This window comes from Polaribacter sp. Asnod6-C07 (assembly GCF_045063625.1).
GTDB lineage: Bacteria > Bacteroidota > Bacteroidia > Flavobacteriales > Flavobacteriaceae > Polaribacter > Polaribacter vadi_A.
Window position 1 is genome coordinate 607942 of the sequence record NZ_JBEFOF010000005.1, and the last position, 24739, is coordinate 632680.

General features: G+C 29.3%; 23 protein-coding genes. 13 read left to right on the plus strand and 10 right to left on the minus strand.

All coding sequences use genetic code 11. The annotated features are described in order from the left end of the window. The first annotated feature begins 49 nt into the window (after window positions 1–49). The 3 genes from ACJJVK_RS02620 to ACJJVK_RS02630 all read left to right on the plus strand — a co-directional run bounded on the left by ACJJVK_RS02620 (window position 50) and on the right by ACJJVK_RS02630 (window position 3165). Window positions 50–424, plus strand: a complete 375-nt coding sequence (locus ACJJVK_RS02620; RefSeq protein WP_354667543.1) for a DUF983 domain-containing protein — start codon at window positions 50–52, stop codon at window positions 422–424. A gap of 99 nt (window positions 425–523) precedes the next feature. Then, window positions 524–2539 (plus strand): ATP-binding protein, encoded by a 2016-nt coding sequence (locus tag ACJJVK_RS02625; RefSeq protein WP_405562867.1) that lies wholly within the window; start codon window positions 524–526, stop codon window positions 2537–2539. Beyond that, complete coding sequence (locus tag ACJJVK_RS02630; RefSeq protein WP_405562870.1) at window positions 2536–3165, plus strand: response regulator; 630 nt, start codon at window positions 2536–2538, stop codon at window positions 3163–3165. Before ACJJVK_RS02625 ends, ACJJVK_RS02630 begins: the two co-directional genes overlap by 4 nt. Before the next feature lie 208 nt (window positions 3166–3373). Here ACJJVK_RS02630 and ACJJVK_RS02635 read toward each other — a convergent pair whose 3' ends face one another. The 7 genes from ACJJVK_RS02635 to topA all read right to left on the minus strand — a co-directional run bounded on the left by ACJJVK_RS02635 (window position 3374) and on the right by topA (window position 12971). Further along, window positions 3374–4414, minus strand: coding sequence for an NAD(P)/FAD-dependent oxidoreductase (locus tag ACJJVK_RS02635; protein ID WP_405562872.1), 1041 nt, complete (start codon window positions 4412–4414; stop codon window positions 3374–3376). Between the two features lie 262 nt (window positions 4415–4676). Beyond that, window positions 4677–5531 carry a gliding motility protein GldN gene (gene gldN, locus ACJJVK_RS02640; RefSeq protein WP_215993833.1) on the minus strand — a complete coding sequence of 285 codons (855 nt, stop codon included), beginning with the start codon at window positions 5529–5531 and terminating at the stop codon, window positions 4677–4679. Window positions 5532–5547: 16 nt separating this feature from the next. Continuing rightward, window positions 5548–7077: a gliding motility protein GldM gene (gene gldM / locus ACJJVK_RS02645; RefSeq protein ID WP_215993834.1), complete on the minus strand. Its 1530-nt coding sequence runs from the start codon at window positions 7075–7077 to the stop codon at window positions 5548–5550. Between the two features lie 43 nt (window positions 7078–7120). Beyond that, window positions 7121–7762, minus strand: coding sequence for a gliding motility protein GldL (gldL, locus tag ACJJVK_RS02650; protein ID WP_215993835.1), 642 nt, complete (start codon window positions 7760–7762; stop codon window positions 7121–7123). Window positions 7763–7810: 48 nt separating this feature from the next. Beyond that, window positions 7811–9172: a gliding motility lipoprotein GldK gene (gene gldK, locus ACJJVK_RS02655; RefSeq protein ID WP_215993836.1), complete on the minus strand. Its 1362-nt coding sequence runs from the start codon at window positions 9170–9172 to the stop codon at window positions 7811–7813. A 106-nt stretch (window positions 9173–9278) separates the two neighbouring features. Next, window positions 9279–10439 carry a formimidoylglutamase gene (locus ACJJVK_RS02660; protein WP_405562876.1) on the minus strand — a complete coding sequence of 387 codons (1161 nt, stop codon included), beginning with the start codon at window positions 10437–10439 and terminating at the stop codon, window positions 9279–9281. Window positions 10440–10472: 33 nt separating this feature from the next. After that, complete coding sequence (gene topA / locus ACJJVK_RS02665; protein WP_405562879.1) at window positions 10473–12971, minus strand: type I DNA topoisomerase; 2499 nt, start codon at window positions 12969–12971, stop codon at window positions 10473–10475. 201 nt (window positions 12972–13172) lie between these two features. Here topA and miaB point away from each other — a divergent pair, with 201 nt between their 5' ends. From miaB to groL, 8 genes are all read left to right on the plus strand, one after another. Continuing rightward, on the plus strand, window positions 13173–14630 hold the full coding sequence (gene miaB, locus ACJJVK_RS02670; RefSeq protein WP_405562882.1) for a tRNA (N6-isopentenyl adenosine(37)-C2)-methylthiotransferase MiaB: 1458 nt from the start codon (window positions 13173–13175) through the stop codon (window positions 14628–14630). A 188-nt stretch (window positions 14631–14818) separates the two neighbouring features. Then, window positions 14819–16042, plus strand: a complete 1224-nt coding sequence (locus ACJJVK_RS02675) for a sigma-54-dependent Fis family transcriptional regulator (RefSeq protein WP_215993840.1) — start codon at window positions 14819–14821, stop codon at window positions 16040–16042. Window positions 16043–16070: 28 nt separating this feature from the next. Further along, on the plus strand, window positions 16071–16568 hold the full coding sequence (locus ACJJVK_RS02680) for an LptE family protein (RefSeq protein ID WP_405562885.1): 498 nt from the start codon (window positions 16071–16073) through the stop codon (window positions 16566–16568). Window position 16569: 1 nt separating this feature from the next. Continuing rightward, window positions 16570–17067, plus strand: coding sequence for an LptE family protein (locus tag ACJJVK_RS02685; protein ID WP_215993842.1), 498 nt, complete (start codon window positions 16570–16572; stop codon window positions 17065–17067). Between the two features lie 32 nt (window positions 17068–17099). Further along, window positions 17100–17960, plus strand: coding sequence for a hypothetical protein (locus ACJJVK_RS02690; RefSeq protein WP_405562887.1), 861 nt, complete (start codon window positions 17100–17102; stop codon window positions 17958–17960). Further along, entirely contained in the window at window positions 17960–18292 is a 333-nt protein-coding gene (gene secG, locus ACJJVK_RS02695) for a preprotein translocase subunit SecG (RefSeq protein WP_068362851.1), read from the plus strand. The genes ACJJVK_RS02690 and secG overlap by 1 nt, the downstream gene beginning before the upstream one ends. Window positions 18293–18468: 176 nt before the next feature. Continuing rightward, the gene (gene groES, locus ACJJVK_RS02700; RefSeq protein WP_068362848.1) at window positions 18469–18744 is read left to right on the plus strand and encodes a co-chaperone GroES; all 276 of its coding nucleotides are present in this window, start codon (window positions 18469–18471) and stop codon (window positions 18742–18744) included. 110 nt (window positions 18745–18854) lie between these two features. Further along, a complete protein-coding gene (gene groL, locus ACJJVK_RS02705) occupies window positions 18855–20492 on the plus strand; it encodes a chaperonin GroEL (RefSeq protein WP_068362846.1) in 1638 nt (545 codons plus the stop codon). Between the two features lie 124 nt (window positions 20493–20616). Here the strand turns inward: groL and ACJJVK_RS02710 are convergent, their stop codons facing one another. The 3 genes from ACJJVK_RS02710 to ACJJVK_RS02720 all read right to left on the minus strand — a co-directional run bounded on the left by ACJJVK_RS02710 (window position 20617) and on the right by ACJJVK_RS02720 (window position 23852). Next, window positions 20617–21027: a heavy-metal-associated domain-containing protein gene (locus tag ACJJVK_RS02710; RefSeq protein WP_405562890.1), complete on the minus strand. Its 411-nt coding sequence runs from the start codon at window positions 21025–21027 to the stop codon at window positions 20617–20619. 37 nt (window positions 21028–21064) lie between these two features. Then, window positions 21065–23308, minus strand: a complete 2244-nt coding sequence (locus ACJJVK_RS02715) for a TonB-dependent receptor domain-containing protein (protein ID WP_405562892.1) — start codon at window positions 23306–23308, stop codon at window positions 21065–21067. 139 nt (window positions 23309–23447) lie between these two features. Continuing rightward, window positions 23448–23852, minus strand: coding sequence for an HYC_CC_PP family protein (locus tag ACJJVK_RS02720; protein ID WP_405562895.1), 405 nt, complete (start codon window positions 23850–23852; stop codon window positions 23448–23450). Between the two features lie 128 nt (window positions 23853–23980). Between ACJJVK_RS02720 and ACJJVK_RS02725 the strand changes: the two genes are divergently transcribed. After that, window positions 23981–24433 carry a GAF domain-containing protein gene (locus ACJJVK_RS02725; protein ID WP_215993847.1) on the plus strand — a complete coding sequence of 151 codons (453 nt, stop codon included), beginning with the start codon at window positions 23981–23983 and terminating at the stop codon, window positions 24431–24433. A 36-nt stretch (window positions 24434–24469) separates the two neighbouring features. Further along, window positions 24470–24637 (plus strand): hypothetical protein, encoded by a 168-nt coding sequence (locus ACJJVK_RS02730; RefSeq protein ID WP_405562898.1) that lies wholly within the window; start codon window positions 24470–24472, stop codon window positions 24635–24637. Window positions 24638–24739: the final 102 nt, after the last annotated feature.

Sequence of the window (24739 nt, forward strand, 5' to 3'; positions counted from 1 at the left end):
TAAAGTGGTAAAAAATTTACCTTTGCAAAAGTAGATAAATTTTAAAGTTATGATGTTTAAAAAAGGGACAAAATTATATAGTATTGCAAATGGTAAATGCCCTAAATGTCAAGAAGGAGAATTCTTTAAGTATTCTTTTACTTTTAATCCATCAAAAATCACAAAATTACATGATAATTGTTCGCATTGTAATTTAAAATATATGATGGAACCTTCATTTTTTTATGGAGCTATGTATGTAAATTACGGTATTACAGTAGCTATTTCTATAGTTGTTTTTGTAATTACAAAACTTGGTTTAGACTTTAATTTATTACAATCTTTTTTAGCTGTTGTTGCTGCTCTTTTTATTCTAGCACCCATAAATTTACGATTATCTAGAATTCTATGGATAAACATGTTTGTAAGTTATGATGAAAAATGATATACCAATCTTATTAAAAACTATTTTTTAGGGTACTAATACCCAATTATTTGATGTTTTTTTTGCGACTTTTACATTTTTCAACTAATCCCCTCCCTAATGAAACAAGTAAAAATATTTTATTTATGTTTATTATTGTCACATACTATTTTTTCAAATCATAACAAAAGTAATTATAATACTGCCCAAGACTTACATTTTACAAAACAAAATAAACCTATTCAGTTAAAATCTTTAGTACACTTAATTGATGATACTAAAGACTCAAAATCTTTTAAAGATTTTACCTTACAATATCTAGAACTTGCGTTTAAACAAGACAAACATAGCGTTGCTACCTCCAAAATTTTAAGCTTATGCTCTAGAATTGAAATGGAATTTAACGATCCTGATTTTGCAATTCTTTTACTAAATAAATTAGAAGAACATACAAACAAGATTAATGATACTTATCTTTTAGGAGGAATTTATCAGAAAAAAGCAAGAGCTTATTATGATAAAAGTAATTTTACAAAAGCCTATAAAAACTGTAATATTTCTATAAAAAACTATGGTCATACAGCAAAAGATTCGCTTTATAAAGCAGATGCTATTTTTTTAAAAGGACAGATATTAGTAAAAACAAATAATTTCATTGACGCCATTAAAAACTACGAACTAGCTTCTGTTTATTATGAAAATTTAAACGATTTAACTTACACTTTTTTTATTAAAACAGCAATTATTTCTATTTATACTAAAATCGGTTTAAACGAAATTGCTATAGAAAAGCTATTAAATATTATAGCTAAAAAAAAGTCTTTAAAATACAACATTGGTTTAACTTCTAATTATTACAATTTAGCAATTAACTACAAAGAAGTAGGTAACATAAAAAACTATAAAGCATATTTAGATAAAGCATTAGCACATAAAGAAAAGAGTAACGATAATGATGGCTTTATACCCTATTATCAAACTGCAATTGCCCAATATTATTTACAATATGGCAAACTATCTCAAGCAGAAATATTTTTAAAAAAAGCTGCTTTAGAAATTAAAACTGACAATGCTAATTCAATTAGTAAAGATTTTTTTAATAAAATAAAATGCTTTTACCTTTATAAAAATCATCAACCAAAAAGTGCCTTGAAATTAGCACAAAAAACGATATTGGAAATTGAAAAACAAGGTGATTTAGCATCTAAAAAAGAATTAAATAAATTAATTTTTGATATTTACATCGATAAAAATGATGCTAAAAATGCGTTAAAATATTATCAATCTTTTACCAAAATAAAAGACTCAATTACTAATATTAATTCAGTTAGTGTTGTTAATTATTATCAAACTTTATCCGAAAAAGAAAAAGAAGAACAATTACAGAATAATAAAATAATCCATTTAAAAAAAAAGAATAAAACTAAAAAAGAATTACTAATTGCAATTATAATTTTTATAGTTCTTTTATTAATTATCATCTACTTATATTGGAATAGACTACTCTCTATAAAAGAGAAAAAAATACAAATAAATTATTCACAGAAACTATTATTAGCTCAAGAAGAACAAAGAAAAAGAATTTCTAAAGATTTACATGATGGTTTAGGGCATAGTTTATTACTAATTAAGCATAAAATAACATCTATAAAAGACAAGTCTCTAGAAAAATTGATTAATGATGCAATAGAAGAAATGCGAAGTATATCTAGAGCTTTATACCCTTTTCAATTAAAAGGTATTGGCTTAACAAGTGCATTAGACAACCTTATGCGTAAACTCGATGATAATAGCGAAACTTTTATTTTTGGTGATATTGATAATATTGATAATATTTTAACTGTTGAACAAGAGGTTAATGTATTTAGAATAATACAAGAATGCCTTACTAATATTATTAAACATGCAGATGCAAGTTCTGCTAGAGTAACCTTAAAACTAATTAAAAAGAATCATATTTACATTATTATTCAAGATAATGGAATTGGTTTTAATTATATAGAAAAATTAAATGATAATAAAAGTCTCGGATTAAAAACTATAAATCAACGAGTAGATTTTTTAAAAGGTTCTTTAAAAGTCTGTTGCGTAAAAAAAAATGAAACCGTTATTAAAATTTTATTTCCTTTAAAATGAAACAATCTATTTATATAGCAGACGATCATCCTATTTTAATAAAAGGTTTAAATGAGTTGTTAATTGAGAAAAAAATGAATGTGATTGGCATTGCAACAGATGGCCAATCTGCTCTTAATTTTATTATTAAAAACAAACCAGACATTGCCATTTTAGATGTAGAAATGCCTAACTTAACAGGTATAGAGATTGCTGATGAATGCAAAAAAAACAATATTATTACCAAAATTATTTTAATTACACTTCATAAAGAAATAGACCTGTATTTAAAAGCCAAAAAACTAAACATTTATGGATATTTACTAAAAGAATTTGCTTTAGAGGAGATAGAAACTTGCATAAATTCTGTAAAAAATGGAATTCCATATTTTAGTAAAAACGTTAAAAAATATATTGGTTTTACAAACGAATCCAATTCAATTTTAAAAGAGCTAACCTTAGGTGAAAGAAGAATTTTAAAATTAATTTCGCAACACAAAACAAATAAAGAAATTGGACATATCTTATTTACATCACCAAGAACTATAGAAAAACATCGTAGTAAAATTATTACCAAACTTAACTTAGGTCAGCAAACTGGTTCTCTTTCTAAATGGGTTTTAAAAAACAAACATCTATTTAACTAAAGATTAATTTATTATGGGTATTAATACCCACAAATAATTTATAAAATTTTATTTTCTTTGGTTTGAATTTAAGTATAAAAATCAAATCCTATTATAAAATACAAAGAAATTAAAACACATTTAAGCCCCCCAGAAAGCAATCTTTTTCTTATGAATCAGGTTGCTTTTTCAAGAAAAATTATAAACAAGTACTTCTTAATTAAAACAATTATTTAAATCTATTAATTGCTATTTCTGAATCTAACTCCTTACCTGTTTCTAAATGAAGAAATAATTCCTTGGCAACTGTAGGTGCAATCATTACTCCTCTTGTGCCTAAACCATTTAAAATTGCTAAATTAGGATATGCAGGATGTTTACCTACCAAAGGTCTTCTATCTCTAACTGTTGGTCTTACACCTGCTGTTTGATATATAATTTTATAAGGAACTGTAATTACTTTTTTCAATTTTTCGACTAACTCTTCTCTACCCTCTTCTGATGGATTTGAGGTTTTATCTTTCCAATTAAAGGTTGCTCCTACCTTATAATGATTATCTCCTAAAGGAAAAATAAATAATGTAGATTTTAATAAAAAATTGATTTTTAAATCTGGTGAGTAAATAGTTATTAATTCTCCTTTTACTTCGTTTAATGGCAAATAATTGAAAAATAAATTATTGGCCATTCCAAAGCCTTCACAAAAAACAATTCTGTTGGCTTTAATACCATTGTAATCTAACCAATCTTCTTTGAATTTTATTTGTTGATGTTCAAATTTTTCAAATCGGATTTTATTTGCTAATTTTAAATAGGTTCTATAAGTTTCTACTAACTTTTTAGTATCTATTCTTCCTGTGTTTTTTACATTTCCGAAACCAAAATCTGCTATTATTCCATCTCGTTTTTTAGCTTCTATTTTTGGATCTAAATAATCTATAAGTAAAGGTTTGTCTGCAGCTTCGAACCAATTATTTTGGTCTTCAATTGATTTAAAAACTTTTTTGGTTTCTATTTTTTTATCGAACTTAGTATTGAACTTATTTTCTAAACGTTCATAAAATGGTAAAGCTACTTGTAATTGTTGTTTAGCGTTCCAAACTGGGGTAAATCTTTTTAAAATAACAGGATTATAAACGCCTCCTGCCACTAATGATGATGTTTGAGAATCGTCTTCGAACACCATAAAAGTTTTATTTGCAGTTAATAATTCTTCTACAAACGCTAAACCTGCTAATCCTAAACCAACTATTATATAATCTACCTTCACAATGTAAAAATAAATAAGTTTTACTTGTTTTTACTAGTTTTCTATAAGTTTATAAATAGGCTTAGCCCAGATTGTAGCATTTGTTTGAGCTCTTTTTTATATTTGGCTTCTATTCTATTTGTGGTTTAATAATAATTACTTGTTAAGTTTACAAATAGTTAATTTAAATGGATAAAAAAAGCGAGTGCGAAAAGCTGGAAATAGCTACAAAAAAAATCGCTTACTTGCGTAAACGATTTTAGATATTTCTAATTAGGTAACATTAATAGTTCCACATATCAATTTCTTTGTTTCTGATATCTTCTTTTATTTTATCTGCTTCTAAAAGCTGAAATAAAGAGTTACCTCTAACATAATCTGAAATAGATCTATTACCATAAATATTTTCTTCTCTTACAATTACACCACTAAATCGTCTTGCATTTAATAAATGATCGTAAGATATTGGGTGAGATGCATTCATTGGATTAAATACTTTTGCATCGTGTAAAACTTCTCTTGCAGATGGAAAGAATACCCAGAATAACTCGAATAAAGTTTCGTCTTCTACACCTTCTACACCTATTGTTTGTACATCTTTACCCATTGGTGCTAATGCTAGTAATCTGTATTTCATTTCGCCTTGACGTTTATCAAAATACCACATACCTTTTATCATATAACCCCCAATATCTTCTGCTCCTAAATTATAAGTATCTGAAAAACCATTTTCTTCACGAACATTTACCAAACGAGATTCTATTTCATCTTGAGTTATTTTAGATGTAAAAAAAGAATCTGTATAAGCATCTGTTATTTTACCTTGCCTAATTCCTTTTACTAGTGTATCAAACAAAGATCTTCTGTCTGGAGAAATGTTTGTAGTATCTATTGGAAAATAATAAGGTAAATTTATTTTCTGATTTAAATCTATAAACTCCCAAACTACTTTAGACCACATTACATCTCTATCATCTACATAACCATAAGGTATTGGCCCATCATTGTCAGAAAGCAATTGTTGCTCATTTTTTTTACCTATGTCTTCAGGATCTTTAGCATTTAGTAAACCTGCTTGCGCACTTACTAAACCCGAAGTTATAAGGGCTAAAAATAATATGAAACCTTTTTTATACATAATTTAATCTTTTATCCTAATTAGTAAGCTCTATGTTTACTGGTAATACCTTTTTAATTGGCACACCATTAGCTGTAGCTTTAATATCGTAAATATTAATTTGATCTCCTCTTTTAGCTTTTGCTAAAACTTTTTTAGCGGCTGCACTTAAAGTTGTTCCATTAACAATAATTGTTAATTGACCAGGAACTTTTATTTTAAAACTTTGAACTTTTATTGTTAAATCAAATTCAAAATCTGGTAAACCTGCTGCAATTGGTGTTCTAGACAAACCTGATTTTGGCATTCTTACTGTACCATATTGACCACGAACAGAACCCATAGCTGCTGGTATATCTTTAATTCTAAAAGTTGCTTTAGAGTTTACAGTTTTACCACTACTTAATTTTGCACTTACATTGATTGTAGCTGTGTTACCAGATCCAGGTCTTAGACTATATTTACCTCTACTACCTGTTAATCTACCACCTGCAGCAGAAACATTTAAGTTATTGTCTCCAACACCTGGTAATGAAACAGAAATAGGGTTATCTAAACCTCTATAAACTACATTCATTTTATCTGCAGAAACTACTGCATTACTTGGTTCTGGAATTACAGAATAAGAACTCTCAAAAGGTACTTCTACAACTTCTCCATTTTGAGTAAATGCAATTTTACCTTTAATATCATGATTACCAACATTACCTGCAGGCATATCTATAATTACTTGACCAGATTGAATGTTTTCGTAATCTTTTCCATTTAAAATTACATTATCAGGAATCATAGTAGCATCATAACGTCCTAAAACAATTTTACCTGTTACTTTTTCACCTGCGAAATATGCATTTTTATCTAATGCAACAATACCTTTATAATTATTTAACGATAATGCTTCTTCTAATTTACCACCTAATAAAGAACTAACAATATCTGCTTCTGTATTTTTAATATCAGCTTGCATTTGTGTTAAACTTGTTAAAGAAGCTACTAAAGGAAAACCTTCATATCTTGCATTTAACCATTCTACTGTGTTTCCTGTTTTACTATTTTTAACTGGTTCAGTAGAAAATCTATCTTTTATTGCTGGAGTAAATTTGCTGTTTTCTCCTAAAACATTGATAACATTGGTTCTGTAACCATCAATTTTACCTAAAAACTCTTGACCTTCTGTTGTGTATCCATCACCTTCAAAAAAGTAAACGTCTAAGAACTCAGTCTTATCCATTGCTTCATAATCTTTTTTGTTCTCTATATCAGCAGTCATTTTAGACTTTAGCTCTTCTAGATACGCATAAAATTCATTTGAGTAATTCTTTATTTGATTCGCTTGTTTATTTAATTCACCAAACTTTGCTGCTTGTTCAGAAGCTTTTGTTGCTAAATTAGCGTAAGCTTCATTGTTTTTTTCTGTTGTAGAAACGTTATTTTCTGTAAGTTTTTCGTTCATTACACCAAAAGCAGATAACACCTCTTTACTCATATTCATTGCTAACATTGCAATAAATACAAGATACATAAGGTTTATCATCTTCTGTCTTGCTGATAGTTTTCCTCCTGCCATAGCTTAATTAATTTTTTTAAAGTTATACATATAAATTAACTAATTATTTGCTTGACATTGCAGATAGCATATTACCATAAACCCCATTTAAAGAAGATAGGTTTTTTGCTAAAGAATCCATTTGATCTTTTAATTTTTGAGTATTTTCTACTACTTCTGTATTTAAAGATGCTTGTTTTGATGTATTTTCTACTTGAACTTTATATAAACTATTTAAAGATTCCATTTGCACTGCTGCTAAAGAAACTTGTTCATTGTATTTGTTAGTTGATGCTACTGTTTCTGATGCAGATGATAAACCTTCTGCAGCATTTTGAAAGTTTTTCATACTGTTACCTAAACTAGACATTAAAGATGAATCTATTTTTGCATCTTGTAATAACTTATCTAATTTTTGAGATAACATACCTTCTGTACTAACTTTCTCTTCTTTTTCTTTTTTATAAGTGTCTTCTCCTAACTCTGGGTAAACTTTAGACCAGTCAAACTCATCTTCTGGAGCATCAAAAGCTGATACAGCAAATACAGCTGCTTCTACTAATAAACCAATAGTTAACATTAAACCACCAGTTAAAGGACCAAATGATATGTGTTGTATTTTAAATAATGCTCCAATAATTACTACTGCAGCTCCCATTCCGTAAACGAAATTCATTGTCTTTTTATACCCTCTTGATTGTGCCATTTTTTGTGTTTTTGTTATTTGATTACTTATTCTTTTTTCTAACTTTTTTTACTTATTTGTTGTTCCTATATAGTTCTGAACTGTTCTAAAGCCTATATAACTTCTTGCTGTATCTGCATATTCGTAGTCTCTAGAAGCAACTTCTAAATAATATGCAACATCTTTCCAAGAACCTCCTCTAACAATTTTTCTCTTATTCTTTCTATCCTCAACATTAGGGTTCATGGTAGAAGCCATATAGTAAGAAGATAAATTATATGCAGTGTTTGTCCATTCAGAAACATTACCTGCCATATTATACAAACCATAATCATTTGCATTATAAGATTCTGCTTCTACAGTATATAAAGCACCATCTACAGCGTAATTACCTCTTACAGGTTTAAAGTTTGCTAAGAAACAACCTCTATCACTTGTTGTGCTTCCTGTTCCCCAAGGATATGTTGCAAATTCTAAACCACCTCTTGCAGCATATTCCCACTCAGCTTCTGTTGGTAATCTAAAATCAGGCACTAAAGTAGAACCTTTTCTCTCTCTTAAATAATCGTTTTTCTTTTTAGTTCTCCAGTTACAAAAAGCATTTGCTTGCCCCCAACTTACACCAACAACAGGATAGTCTCCATAAGATTGGTGATAAAAATAATCTTGGTGCATAGGGTCATTGTATGAATAATTAAAATCTCTAACCCAAACTGTTGTATCTGGATATATGTTTAACACTTCTGTTTGTACAAAATCTTTTCTGCTACCACCTTTTCTGGCTGCATTATCTCTGTCAAACCAAGAGTACTGATAATTTAAAAGCTTTGTATTAAAAGTTCTAACACCATCTACAGCTTCTTCTTTGCTGATATATACAGAATCCATTACTTCTACGTAATCTACATCTGGAAAATCTTCTTTAACCCAAACTATTTCTTCATCCCAATTTAAAGGCTTAATAGTATCAAAACTCCAATAGTTTTCATTCATATATTTTTGATACGCATTAGAATCTGTAGTATCTGCAGCTTTATAAGCATAACTCTGAATACCAGAAGTACGATTATTTCCATTTGGATTTGGAGTGGCTCCTAAAGAAGCAAATTCAGCTTGTTCAGCTAATTTTGTTCTTACTATAGAATCTCTTACCCAAAATACAAACTCTTTATACTCTTTGTTTGTAATTTCAGTTTCATCCATGTAATATGGCCTAACAGTAACCGTTTTTGTAGGTGTGTTTAAAGTACCTAAAATATCTTGATCTTGCTTACCCATTGTAAAAGAACCACCTGGAATTAAGGACATTCCATAAGGTTTTTCTGAAAACCATTTTTTCTTTGCCTTAACACCTACTAATTCTCCTCTATCATTAGAACCACAACTGTAAAAAACGGTTATTAAAAGTGCAAATATTGCTGCTTTTTTCATATTTTATTTTTGTCTTTACTAAAAGTTCGTAAACCTATTATTTTTTTTGCTAAAATACAATGTTGAAATTACATTTTAACGTATTCATTTTTATTAAATTCTTAAATTACATCATTTTTTGCATTGCTTTATACCATCTTTCAGGTATAATTTGCTTGGTAGCATCTATGTAATCGTTATAAGTACATGGTATTAACGCATGTCTTTTGTATTTATTATCTGATAAAATATTAATCTCAATCCACCATCTACCAGTTTTATTACTTTTATAAAACACTAAAGGATCATCATCTTCCAAAATTACGGTAAATTTTTGATAATTCTCTTTGCCAGAAAAAGGATAATCTTTTACTCTAAAATTAACACCTTCAATAAAATACCAAATCATCTGCGCAATTAAACTCGCAGTTTGATGATTATTATCGTATTTAGAATTGTATTCATAAATACCAAATGATGAAACTTTATCGCTTATCCCTGCATACCTTGTAATAGCACAAATTTCTTCGCCATAAAAACCATTTGGAGATGCATTATTATTAGCTGGAGCATCACTTTGCCTAACTGCACCCATATCTATAGAAACAATATCTGCATTTCTAAAAGCTGGTTCTATGTTTTCTAATTCTTTGGCTTTACCTAATCTACAAGTATCAAAGAAAAGTGAATCGAATAAATCAATTTCTCCTTGAGAATTAAAATAAGTTTGATACCCAACATTACTATAATTGAACAAATTATTAGGCTTTTGCATAATAATTTTGCTCAAATAAGATTGTGAGGTAAGTTCATCTTCTAAACTACCCATATCAAAACGACTATCTACAGCAGTAATGTTTACAGATTGCTCTAAAGCATCGTAAGCTCTATAATTTACATAGGTAAGATCTTGACCTCCACCAATAATTATAGGTATAATATCCTTTTTTAAAAGAGAGGTAATAATTTCTGAAACCGCAAAATAAGTATCAGAAACAGCTTCTCCTTTTAAAACATTACCTAAATCTGCAATTTCTGCATTCCAATTTCCAGGAAAAAGTTCATATAGTTTTCTTCGGATGAAATGTAAATTATCTCCACAACCAAAATTGTTTTCAGAATTTCTATCTTCTTCTACACCAAGAATAGCTAGTTTAACATCATCTAAATCAGGAAAACCTTCTTGTTCTGTATAAATTTTAATTCTGTTCCCCAAACAATATGGAGAATGCAGCACTAAATGCGCTAAAGCAGTTTCTTTTACAGGGGATAAGAAGTCTTTATTCATCAATTTTTTTGAGTATGCAAGATATAAAAAATCTTATTTCTTTTTGGTTGTTTTTCTTTTTGTTACTTTTTTCTTTGCGGCTTTTTTCTTTGGTGTTTTAGCCTCAATCATTTTTACAGCCTCTTCTTTAGATAGTTTTTCGATTTCTGTTGTTTTAGGTAATTCTATCTTAATTTTACCTTTTAAAACGTTAAAACGCCCCCATCTTGCTTTTTCTACACGAATACCAACATCTTCCCAATTATGGATAACTTTGTCTATTTCTTTCTGTTTTTTAACTTCAATTAATTCAACAATATCGTCATCAGAAAGATTATCAAAATCGTATTTTTTATTTACATTGATAAACATTGAATTCCATTTAATAAATGGCCCAAAACGTCCTACACCTTTTTGAACAGGTAAATCTTCGTAATGATAAATAGGCGCATCTGCTTTTTGTTTTGCCCTAATTAAATCTTCTGCTCTTGGCAAATCAACCTCCATTGGGTTTTCTCCTTTGTCTAAAGAAACAAACATTTTTCCAAAACGAATGTATGGTCCAAATCGTCCATTAGAAACAATAACTTCTTCGCCTTCGTAAGTTCCTAAAGTTTTTGGAAGCAAGAATAATTCTAACGCTTCTTCCATTGTTATTGTACCTAAATGCTGGTCTTTATTTAAGCTAGCAAACTGCTTTTCTTCGTCTTCTGGAGCACCAATTTGAGCAATTGGCCCAAATTTACCCAAACGTACTAAAACTGTTTTTCCACTCTCTGGATGTTTCCCTAAAATACGTTCTCCAGATTCTCTTTCTGCATTTTCTTTTACATCTTCTACATTATCGTGAAACTTAATGTAGAAACTTTTTATCATTTCTATCCAATCTTCATCACCTTCAGAAATATCATCAAAAGAATTTTCAACTTTTGCTGTAAATCCAAAATCTAAAATGTTAGAAAAATTAGCTACTAAAAAATCGTTTACAATATTACCAATATCAGTTGGCACTAATTTATTTTTATCTGAACCTGTTTTTTCTGTCAGTTGCTGACTTTTCACAGTTCCATCAACCAAAATCATTTGCTCATAATTTCTTTCTACACCTTCATTCTGACCTTTTTCTATATAACCTCTTCTTTGAACAGTAGAAATTGTTGGTGCATAAGTAGATGGACGACCAATACCTAATTCTTCTAATTGTTTTACCAAAGATGCTTCAGTGAACCTGTAAGGAGGACTTGTAAAACGCTGTGTAGCATTAATAAAAGCGTAATTTAAGTTTTCACCAACTTTTAAATTTGGTAACATTCCTGCTTGCTCTTCTTCTTCGTTATCAGTTCCTTCTAAATATACTTTTAAGAAACCATCAAACTTTATCATTTCTCCATTCGCAGTAAAGACTTTCTTATTCTCAGAATTTTCAATCTTTATATTGGTTCTTTCTAACTGAGCATCACTCATTTGTGAGGCCAATGTTCTTTTCCAAATTAAATCATACAATCTAGTTTGGTCATACTCAATATCAACAGAATGCATTTTCATATTTGTAGGTCTAATAGCTTCATGGGCTTCTTGAGCTCCTTTAGCTTTCGACTTAAAAACACGTTGTTTACTATATTCTGCACCATAATAATTGGTGATTTCTTCTTCAGCAGCATCTCTTGCATCAACAGATAAATTTACACTATCTGTTCTCATGTAGGTTATTAAACCTGCTTCATACAAACGTTGTGCAACTTGCATTGTTCTACCTACTGCAAAACCTAACTTACGAGAAGCTTCTTGCTGTAATGTTGATGTTGTAAATGGTGCTGCTGGCGATTTTTTTGCTGGTTTTTTAGTTAAATCTGCAATAGAAAAATCAGCATTTGCACAAGATTTTAAGAAATCTTCTGCAGCTTTTTTAGAATCAAAATTCTTTGGGATAGCAGCCTTAAACTTTTTACCTTCATCATTCGTAAATTCTGCAACTACCTTATAATGTGTTTCTGCTTTAAAATCTAAAATGCTTCTTTCTCTTTCTACAATTAAACGTACAGCAACAGATTGTACTCTTCCTGCAGATAAACCTCCTTTTACTTTACGCCATAAAACTGGCGATAATTCATAACCTACAAGACGATCTAAAACTCTACGTGCTTGTTGAGCATTAACCATATCATAATCTATATCCCTAGGATTTTCTACAGCTTTTAAAATGGCTTTTTTAGTAATTTCATGAAAAACAATACGTTTTGTGTTTTCATCTTTTAAATCTAACTGTTCTTTTAAATGCCAAGCAATTGCTTCTCCTTCACGATCCTCATCACTTGCTAACCAAACAGTTTCTGCTTTTTTTGCTAAAGTTTTTAATTTTTTAACTACAGGTTTTTTATCTGTGGATATTATATACTTAGGGCTAAAATCGCCTTCTACATCTATACCCAATTCTTTGGATGGTAAGTCTGCAATATGACCATAACTCGATTCTACTTGAAAATCTTTTCCAAGAAATTTTTCGATGGTTTTTGCTTTTGCAGGTGACTCAACTATTACTAAATTCTTTGCCATTTATCTTTCTTTTATCACTAAAACGCTTTAAAAACGTAGCTTTTCTCTCTGCAAAAGTAGTCAGTTTTTTGTTAAAAAAAATTTTTTCATCACTTTTCGATAAATAATTAACAGATTTACAACAATATTTTTTCTGCCAATTTGTCATTAAAATATAAATTTGGTTGTATCTTTGCCCACCTTCAAATGTTAAATTGAGAGATGGAACAAGTAGAAAAAATTATCGACGAGAGAATACAAGGCAAAGCGCTTGTTACTGAAAATAAAAAAGAAAATTCTAAAAAATTATTCATTGAAAGCTATGGTTGTCAAATGAATATGAATGATAGCGAAATTGTTGCTGCAATCTTAGACAAGCAAGGTTACAACACTACTCAGGTTTTAGAAGAAGCAGATTTGGTATTAGTAAACACTTGTTCTATTAGAGAAAAAGCAGAAACCACTGTACGTAAAAGATTACAGAAATATAATAGAGTAAAACAAGAATCTAACAAAACAATGAAAGTAGGCGTTTTGGGCTGTATGGCTGAGCGTTTAAAAGAAAAATTCTTAGAAGAAGAAAAAATTGTTGATTTAGTTGTTGGTCCAGATGCCTATAAAGATTTACCAAATTTATTAGAAGAAGTTAATGAGGGTAGAGATGCTGTAAACGTAATCTTATCTAAAGAAGAAACATATGGAGACATTTCTCCTGTTCGTTTAAACTCTAATGGAGTTTCTGCATTTGTATCAATTACAAGAGGTTGTGATAATATGTGTACTTTTTGTGTAGTTCCCTTTACTCGTGGACGAGAAAGAAGTCGTGACCCTAAAAGTATTTTAGAAGAAATTCAATCTATGCTTGATAAAAACTTCAAAGAAATTACGCTTTTAGGTCAAAATGTAGATAGTTTTCTTTGGTTTGGTGGTGGTTTAAAAAAAGATTTTAAGAAAGCTACAGAAATGGCACAAGCTACAGCAGTAGATTTTGCACAATTGTTAGATATGTGTGCTACCAAATTTCCTAAAACACGTTTTCGTTTTTCTACATCTAACCCTCAAGATATGAGTTTAGATGTTATTCACACTATGGCTAAACACAAAAACATTTGTAAATACATTCACTTACCAGTACAAAGTGGAAGTAATGCAATGTTAAAAGCGATGAACAGACAACATACTCGTGAAGAATATATGGAGTTGGTTGATAATATTTATAAAATAATTCCAGAAATGTCTTTATCACAAGATATGATTGTTGGTTTCTGTGGAGAAACAGAACAAGACCATAAAGACACATTAGACTTAATGGAATATGTAAAATATGACTTCGGATTTATGTTCGCTTATTCAGAAAGACCTGGAACTTTAGCAGGTAAAAAAATGGATGATGATGTGCCTGCGGATGTAAAAAAACGTCGTTTAACAGAAGTTATAGATTTACAACAAAAACACGCATTATACAGAACTCAAGCTCATTTAGGAAAAGTTGAGGAAGTTTTAATTGAAGGCACTTCTAAGAAAAACTCTAAAGAATGGAAAGGAAGAAACACACAAAATACAGTAATCGTTTTTCCTAAAGAACATTATAAATTAGGCGATTTTGTAAATGTAAAAGTAGAAGATTGTACCTCAGCAACCTTAAAAGGAACTGCTGTTGGTTATTCTGATAATAATTAAATAACCCCTCCTAACCTTCCAAAAGGGAAGAAACTCCAATCTTTATGGAAAATTGGGGTATTTAGGTTGGAGTTTTAAAATTAAAAAAAATACAAGACAAAGAAATCAAAAAGACGTTCAGAATTCCTTCCCTTTTGGAAGGTTAGGATGGGCAAATTTTTCCCCTTTGGGGAAATTAAAAGGGGCTTATGGAAAACTTACAAGCATTAAAACAACGTTTTGGAATTATTGGAAACGATATTCAATTAAACAGAGCTTTAGAAAAAGCAGTTAGAGTTGCACCTACTGACATTTCTGTTTTAGTAACTGGAGAAAGTGGTGTTGGTAAAGAAAATATTCCAAAAATCATACATTCTTTATCGCACAGAAAACACGCAAAATATATTGCTGTAAACTGTGGTGCAATTCCTGAAGGAACAATTGACAGTGAATTATTTGGCCACGAAAAAGGCTCTTTTACAGGTGCTACACAAGATAGAAAAGGATATTTTGAAGTTGCTGATGGTGGAACTATTTTTTTAGATGAAGTTGGTGAATTACCCTTAACAACTCAAGTACGTTTATTGCGTGTTTTAGAAAATGGCGAATTCATAAAAGTTGGTTCATCTAAAGTATTAAAAACAAATGTTAGAATTGTAGCAGCAACCAATGTAAATATGCAGTCTGCAATTCAGAAAGAAAAATTTAGAGAAGATCTATATTACAGGTTAAGCACAGTAGAAATTAACTTACCAGCTTTAAGAGAGCGAAATGAAGATATTCATTTATTATTTAGAAAATTTGCTGCTGATTTTGCTCAAAAATACAGAATGCCATCTATCAGATTAGATGAAAGTGCTGTAAATATTTTATTAAACTATCGTTTTCCTGGTAACATCCGTCAGTTAAAAAACTTAGCCGAACAAATTTCTGTTATTGAAGAAGAAAGAACAATATCTGCCATAAAACTACAACAATATTTACCTAATAACTCTGGTAATTTACCAGCAGTTGTTGGTGGTAAAAAAGAAAATGACTTTTCTACGGAACGTGATATTATGTACAAAATTTTATTTGATATGCGTAATGACATCAACGATTTAAAGAAATTGACGTTAGATTTAATGAAAAACGGCAATGTTGATGAAGTACAAGAAGAAAATCATCGCCTTTTAGAAAAAATTTACAACGATAAAGATCTAGAAGATTTAGATATCGAAGTTTTAAACATACCTCAAGACTCATCAACAGAAAAAGATTATGATTTTATTGAGACTATTGAAGAAGACGAATCTTTATCTTTACAAGACAAAGAAATAGAGATGATTAAAAAATCTTTAGAAAAAAACAACAACAAACGTAAATTGGCAGCTAAAGAATTAGGTATTTCTGAAAGAACTTTATACAGAAAAATAAAACAATATGATTTGTAAATTTCTGCAAAGAACTCTGTAAGTAACGATGAGAAAAACACTTTTAACCTTAATATTATTAACTTTAATAGAATGTAAATCATACACATTTAAAAACTTTGATATAGGAAACGCTAAAACCCTACAAATAGATTTTTTTAGAAACGAAGCAACTTTGATAGAACCACAATTAAGTAAAAAATTCACAGAGAGTCTTCAGAGTTTATTTATAGAACAAACAAAATTACAATTAACAAACACTAATGGGGATTTGTTTTTTAGTGGTGAAATTACAGATTACAACATTACACCTATAAGTGGAATATCAAATCAAACTGCAGCACAAAATAGACTAACAATGTCGGTTAATGTTAGATTTGAAAATAAATATAATAGTAATAAAAATTTTGAGAAAGTATTTTCTTTCTATTCAGATTTCGATGCAAACGCTCAACTTTCTGGAGACCTTCAAAATAATTTGATAAATCAAATCAATGAAAGAATTACTCAAGATATTTTAAACCTATCAATTGCAAATGATTTTTAAAATGAAAAAAATAATTTTATCCTTAGTTATAATTACAACACTAATTGGTTGTGGAGCTTACTCTTTTACAGGAGGTAATACAGGTGATGCAAAAACAATTCAAATTGATTTTTTCCCAAATCAAGCTCCTTTAGTAGAACCAACACTAACACAACGTTTCACTAATGAATTTCAAGATTTATTTACACGCCAAACAAATTTAACGCTAACAAACTCTAATGGAGATTTACATTTTAGTGGAGAAATTACAGGTTACAGAATTACTCCTTTAAGTGGAACATCAGATCAAACTGCTGCTCAAAATAGACTAACAGTTACAGTAAATGTTCGTTTTGAAAATAAACTAGAAGAAAAAGACGATTTCGAAAAAAACTTTTCTTTTTATTCTGATTTTGATGCAAATTCTCAGTTAACGGGTAGTATTTTAGAAAGTGCTTTAGACGAAATTTTAGAAAGAATTACTCAAGATATTTTTAATGCATCAGTTGCAAAGTGGTAGTAAATTAGATGTTGGAATAAAAAAATAGCATTTTGAATAAAAACACATTCTTAGAGGTCTTAAATGAAAACCAAAAAATTCAACAATTAGAAACTGTTGAGTTAAAATCTATTGTTGAAACATATCCATATTTTCAATCAGCAAGAGCATTATATTTAAAAGGATTAAAAAATCAGGATAGTTTTAAATACAACAAAGAATTAAAGATTACTGCAGCTTACACTGCAGACAGAACTGTTTTATTTGATTTTATTACTTCTAAAAAATTCACAAATCCTAACGAAGAAATTCATCAACAAATCATTGATAAAATTTCTGATGAAACTTCTATTGAATCTGCTGATGAAGAACCAGAAGTTACATCAACTAAAGAAGAGACTCCTGAAGAAATACAATTAGAAGAATTAACATCAAAAGAAACAATATCAGAAGAAACAAAGGTTGAAGCTACTAAAAAAACAATAGAAAAAAATGTTGTAGAACCTATAAAAGAATCAGAAGAAAAACTAGAGATAGGAAAGCCAATTGCATTTAATACTTCAGAAAACCATTCTTTTAATCAATGGCTACAATTATCAACAAAAAAACCAATTGTTAGATCAGAATCATCACCTAAAAAAGTATCTAAGAAAGTTAAGATTATAGAAAAATTCATACAAAGTAACCCAAAAATCGAACCACTTTCTAAAGACAAAAAATTAACTATAGCTGTTACTAAGAACATGCAAGACTCCTCTTTAATGACAGAGACTTTAGCTAAAGTTTATTTAGAACAAAAGAAGTATGAAAACGCAATACAAGCTTACCGAATTTTAAGTTTGAAATATCCAGAAAAAAGTGGTTTCTTTGCAGACCAAATAAAAAGAGTACAAATTTTACAAAAACATAAATAATGAGTTATACAGCATTTTTAATCGTAATTTTAATTGTAGCAGTAGCTTTAATTTTAATAGTAATGGTTCAAAATCCTAAAGGTGGAGGGTTATCTTCTTCTTTTGGTGGTGGAGGTGCACAATCTTTAGGAGGTGTACAAAACACAAATAACTTTTTAGATAGAACTACATGGACATTAGCTATTGCTATGTTTGTTCTTATCTTATTATCTAACGTTGCAATTCCAAGAGCTAATTCTAACGACATGAATTTAGACAATACTTTAGATGGTATAGAAACTACAGTTCCTGCAGAAAATAATGCACCAGCAACAAATGATAGTATTAACTAACTATCAATTATAAAATATTTAAATGCCAACGTAAATGACACGTTGGCATTTTTTTTTGCATAAATTCTAAGGATAAAATCAATCAAAGTAAAATTGTCAGTTTTATTCTGATGGCATAATTTCTGACAATTCTTTAAGAGTTAATAATAATTTAATTAATTAAAAATTTATATACAATGAGTTTAAACATTAAACCTTTAGCAGACAGAGTTCTTGTAGAACCTGCTCCAGCAGAAACAAAAACAGCTTCTGGATTAATAATTCCAGATAATGCAAAAGAGAAACCACAAAAAGGAACTGTGGTTGCAGTTGGTAATGGTAAAGTTGATGAGCCTTTAACTGTAAAAGTTGGAGACACAGTTTTATATGGTAAATATGGTGGAACTGATTTAAAATTAGAAGGTAAAGATTATTTAATGATGCGTGAATCTGATATTCTAGCAATTATATAAATAGAGCTATTTGCTTTTGGCTATTTGCCTTTAGCAAAAAAATAAAAATTAATGCAAACTATTTTAGCAAAAAGTCAAGAACTAACAGCTAAAAGCAAAAAACATAAACAATGGCAAAAGATATAAAATTTGATATTGAAGCAAGAGATGGCTTAAAACGCGGAGTTGATGCGTTAGCAAATGCAGTAAAAGTAACTTTAGGACCAAAAGGAAGAAATGTAATTATTTCTAAATCTTTTGGAGCGCCAACTGTTACCAAAGATGGTGTTTCTGTTGCAAAAGAAGTAGAATTAGAAAACGAGCTAGAAAACATGGGAGCTCAAATGGTAAAAGAAGTAGCGTCTAAAACCAATGATTTAGCTGGTGATGGAACTACAACTGCTACTGTTTTAGCACAAGCAATTGTAAAAGAAGGTTTAAAAAACGTTGCTGCAGGTGCAAACCCTATGGATTTAAAACGTGGAATTGACAAGGCTGTAGAAGCAATTGTTGCAGATTTAGAAAAACAAACTCAAAAAGTCGGTAATTCTTCTGATAAAATTCAACAAGTAGCTTCAATTTCTGCAAATAACGACTCAGTTATTGGAGATTTAATTGCAACTGCTTTCGATAAAGTTGGTAAAGAAGGTGTAATTACTGTAGAAGAAGCAAAAGGTACAGATACTTATGTAGATGTTGTAGAAGGTATGCAGTTTGATAGAGGTTATTTATCTCCTTACTTTGTAACTGATGCTGATAAAATGATTGCAGATTTAGAAAATCCTTATGTATTATTGTTTGATAAAAAGATTTCTAACTTACAAGAAATTCTTCCAATATTAGAACCAGTTTCTCAATCTGGAAGACCTTTATTAATTATTGCAGAAGATGTAGATGGACAAGCTTTAGCTACTTTAGTAGTTAATAAATTACGTGGTGGATTAAAAATTGCTGCTGTAAAAGCTCCTGGTTTTGGAGACAGAAGAAAAGCTATGTTAGAAGATATTGCAATTTTAACTGGTGGAACAGTAATTTCTGAAGAAAGAGGATTTTCTCTTGAAAATGCAACGTTAGATTTATTAGGTACTGCAGAAGGTATTACTATTGATAAAGACAATACAACAATTGTAAATGGTTCTGGTGATGTAGAAGCCATTAAAGCAAGAGTAAATCAAATTAAAGCTCAGATAGAAACTACTACTTCTGATTACGATAAAGAAAAACTACAAGAACGTTTAGCTAAATTAGCTGGTGGTGTTGCAGTTTTATATGTTGGTGCTGCTTCTGAAGTAGAAATGAAAGAAAAGAAAGACAGAGTAGATGATGCTTTACACGCAACAAGAGCTGCTGTAGAAGAAGGTATTGTTGCTGGTGGTGGAGTTGCTTTAGTTAGAGCTAAAAAAGTTTTAGAATCTTTAGCTACAGATAACTTAGACGAAACTACAGGTGTTCAAATTGTAAACAAAGCAATTGAATCTCCATTAAGAACAATTGTAGAAAATGCTGGTGGTGAAGGTTCTGTAGTAATCAACAAAGTTTTAGAAGGTAAAAAAGACTTTGGTTACGATGCTAAAACTGAAACTTATGTAGATATGTTAGAAGCTGGTATTATTGATCCTAAAAAAGTAACTAGAGTTGCATTAGAAAATGCTGCTTCTGTTGCTGGTATGATTTTAACTACTGAATGTGCTTTAGTTGATATTAAAGAAGATGCACCTGCAGGTGGTGGAATGCCTCCAATGGGTGGTGGAATGCCAGGAATGATGTAATAGTAAATTGTTACTGATAATTTATTTTCACTTTATGTGAAACGTAAAAAATCCGATAGAAAATTCTATCGGATTTTTTTATTGACAAACATTTTTCAAATATTTAAAATCTGAAAGAAAATTATTAATTCGTTTTTTTCTTCTTTTTCAACTCTCCATTATGTTCTTTCACAATTTCATCTTCTCTGTATTTACAGCAAGGATGCACAGAATTGTATGCTTCTGTTGCAGCTACTAATTTTTTATCTTCTTCTAGAAGGATATCATGCCCAACAGCTAAAATATTTTTTTGCACTGTTGCAACATCAGATTTACGCTCATCCATAATTAGGCTTAATTGATGTGTTTCTACACTCCAAACTGCGAACTTTACTCCCTTTGTTTTTAAAGCAGCTGTTTCAATTCTATTTTTACACATTCCACAAATACCATCAACTTTAAAAGAAGTTTTTGCATTTTTATTCTTTTTTACTTCTTGAGACTGAACAGAAAACCCAATCAAAAACAAACTAAATACTAAAATTATTTTTTTCATTTTTATTATATTTTAAATTATTGTTATTATTTATTAATTACTTAATTTTAAATCTTAATCCTGCATAAATCGATCTTCCAAAAATAGGTGCATACACAATTGTAGTATCAAAATTTGCTCCAAAAGGATCCTCACTAGCTAAAATAGGATTATTTTGTTGAACATTTGTAAGATTTTCACCTCCAAAATAGACTTCAAATTTACTGTTGAAAACCTTTGTAATTTGAGCATTTAACAATTGATAAGGTTCTGAATTTACTGGTAATTGATATTGCTCTGGATTAGAACTTGTATTTGGCAAACGCTGTGTACCAATATTATTAAAAGTAATATCAAACCTCCATTGTGCATCTTTTTCTGTCAATTCAGTTTCATAAGAAAGGTTTGCAAAAAAACGATCTTTTGGCTGTATTGGTTTTTGCAAATTACCAGATTTATAATCAGAAGAAATGTCAAAATATTTGTACGCAGTTCGTAAATTAAAATTAGGTGCCAAATTATAATTTACTTCTAACTGAAAACTGTTTGCAATACTTTTACCTTCTAAATTATAAAATGAAATTTCTTGAGGATTTTCCCAATCAACAATAATTTGGTTATCAAATTTTGTTTGATAAAAATCGAAAGTAACATCTCCTTTTTTATCAAAAAGATTAAATTTTTGTAAATAAGAAACTCCATAATTCCAGGCAATTTCAGGATTTAATCCGTAGATATTACCGCCAACATTATCAATATTAATCTGTCTAGAACTTGCAAACATTTGTTGATTTTCTGCAAAAATATTTGCACTTCTTTTTCCTCTACCTACAGAAGCTCTAAATACACCTTTTTCCCAAGGCACATATCTTACATGTAATCTTGGCGTTACAAAAGCACCCAACAAATTATGCCTATCTACTCGTAAACCAGCAGTTAAACTAAAATCTTCTAAATTATCGAATGCGTATTCGAAAAAAGCACCAACAGAAGTTTCAATTCTTTCATAATCTGTAAAATCAACTAATTCATCGTAGTTATCATGCGTAAAACTAATTCCGGTTTTAAAATTATTTCTAGTGTCACCTATAATTGATTTAAAAATAATATTAGAATAAATACTTTGGTGCTGTATATCGTATGTCTTTAAACCAAAATAAGAATCTTGTTGATGATTACTATAAGCTACCTGAAAACTTACACTTTGAAAAGGTAATTCTGGAAAAACATAACCTAACTTTGCTGATGTTTCAAAACGTTTTGTATCAATTTCACTACCCCAAGCATTTGTAGTGCCTTTATCTAAGTCTGGATTAAATTTGATTTCACCAGTCTGTTTTTCATCATTTAAAAAACGAAGATTTATAAAGCTTACCCAACCTTTTTCTGCATCTGTAAATTGCCAACGATTCATTACATTAATTTGATTAGACAATGGCATATCTAAAAAATTGTCGTTGTTTTTATCAAATTTCTCCCCTCTATAATTTCCATGAACATACAAACCTGTATGCCATTTATCAGAAACTTTTTTATTAAAATGTGTATTTAATTCTAACCTTCCGTTTAAAGATGAATACGCATTAAAGAAAAATTTATTATCAAACATAGGTTTTACCAATTCTGCGTTTATTTGTCCAGAAATACTTTCAAAACCATTAACAACAGAACCTGCACCTTTTGTAATTTGTATACTTTCTACCCAAGTTCCTGGTGTAAATGTTAACCCAAAAACCTGGCTAGCACCTCTTACAGAAGGTATATTTTCTTGGGTAATTAACAAATACGGACTTGTTAAACCTAACATTTGTATTTGTTTTGTACCTGTTAAAGCATCAGAAAAACTTAAATCTATAGACGGATTTGTTTCAAAACTTTCAGCTAAATTACAGCAAGCTGCTTTTAACAATTCAGCAGAATTAACGGTAAACATATTTGTGGTTGATAAAAAAGATTTCTGAACAGCATTTCTTTTGCTCTTAATGGTAATCTCTTCTAAATCACTTTCTGCAGTTAAAAAATGATGAATTGGTTCTAAACCTTTAATTGTAATTGTATCTGTTTTATAACCCAAATAACTAATTACTAACCTAGTATATTCTTTTTTATAATCAATTGTAAACCAACCTTTACTATTGGTTATTGCACTAACATTTGTATTAAGCCAATGTACTGTGGCACCTTCTACACCCAAATTATCTTTCGGATTATTCTTATCCATAATCATCCCTTTGTAAGTAGTTTGAGAATAGATGAGAAAAGGCACAAATAGCAGTAAACTATTTATAATATTTTTTTTCATTATTGTGTTTTTATTGATTTGATGTAAAAATTTATCCTAAAAAAAGGACATAAATTTTCTTAATTTCTGTAATTACAGAAACAACATTTGTAAAGAGTATGTAACCTTAAAAACGGTTAAACAACTCTTATCAATAAAATCAAATTAAAAAAGTTTGGTGCAATACCTGAAAATCTTTTGGGAGATCTGGAGGAGAAAAATCTTGATAAAAAATGTTTTTAGATTCATTTTTTATCAATAATTCTTTGAAAGAAATGATATAAGCAGTTAAAAACTTTTGGTTTTCAAAAGTTATTTTTTCTGTTTTCTGAGTTTGCAATTCGTCTTGACCTTCTACTTTATGAACCTCATCTTTGCAACAGCTTTTCATTTTGGTTTCGGAAATCGCATTCATCTCCATTCCACAAACTTCAGTATCACCTGTAAAAGAAACATCAACTAAAAAATCTCCACAATAATGTTTTTCTACGGTAAAAGAAAACGTAGAAAATAGCACAAAAAATGCTAAAGTAATGGATGCTATTTTAGTAAATTGTTTTTTCATTTCTGAATTGCAAATTTACAATAAGTAAATTAAAAATTTTGTTAAACTAATTTAAGAAATGAAATAAAAAGCAGAAATATTAAATAATGAAATTTTTGATTTATTTTTGCAGACAATTTTATAATATTATGAACGTACCATTTTTAAAACAAGAAATCGACAAAATAATTACATCTGCTTCAACTATTGAAAAAAAACTGCAAACTATTTGCAATTTTTTAGAAGGTGAAGTCTCTTATTATGATTGGGTGGGTTTTTATTTTAAAAACGGAAACAAAGAAGAACTTAAATTAGCACAATATACAGGCGAAGAAACTGAACACACAATTATACCTTTTGGTAAAGGGATTTGTGGACAAGTTGCTGTTAGTAACGAAAATTTTGTTGTGCAAGATGTTTCTGAGCAAGGCAATTATATTTCTTGTGGTTGGAAAGTAAAATCTGAAATTGTAATTCCTATTTTTGTAAAGGGAGAAAATATAGGTCAAATTGATATAGATTCTCATACTGCAAATACATTTTCTGCAAAAGATGAGGAGCTTTTAGAGTATGTTTGTGAAAAATTATCAAAGATTCTTTAATTTCTTTGATTTTTATTTGGTTTTTACTTAAATTTGATGAATATAACTCAAATTCGTAACAATCAAACTATTAAAATGAGAAACCAAGACACTACCGCTACTTTTTCTTCACAAAATTCATCAACAAATTATGCTTCAAAAACACAATCTTTAATTTATCAATTTAGAGATTGGATAAGAGAATTTTTAGATAATGCCGAGTAAATTTTCTACTTTAATAAATTGTTAATTACTACCCTATTTTGTTACTATCTTTTATTGTGTTTTCTTTAAGGTTTGTTTAGTTTTGCGTGCTTAACAATACAA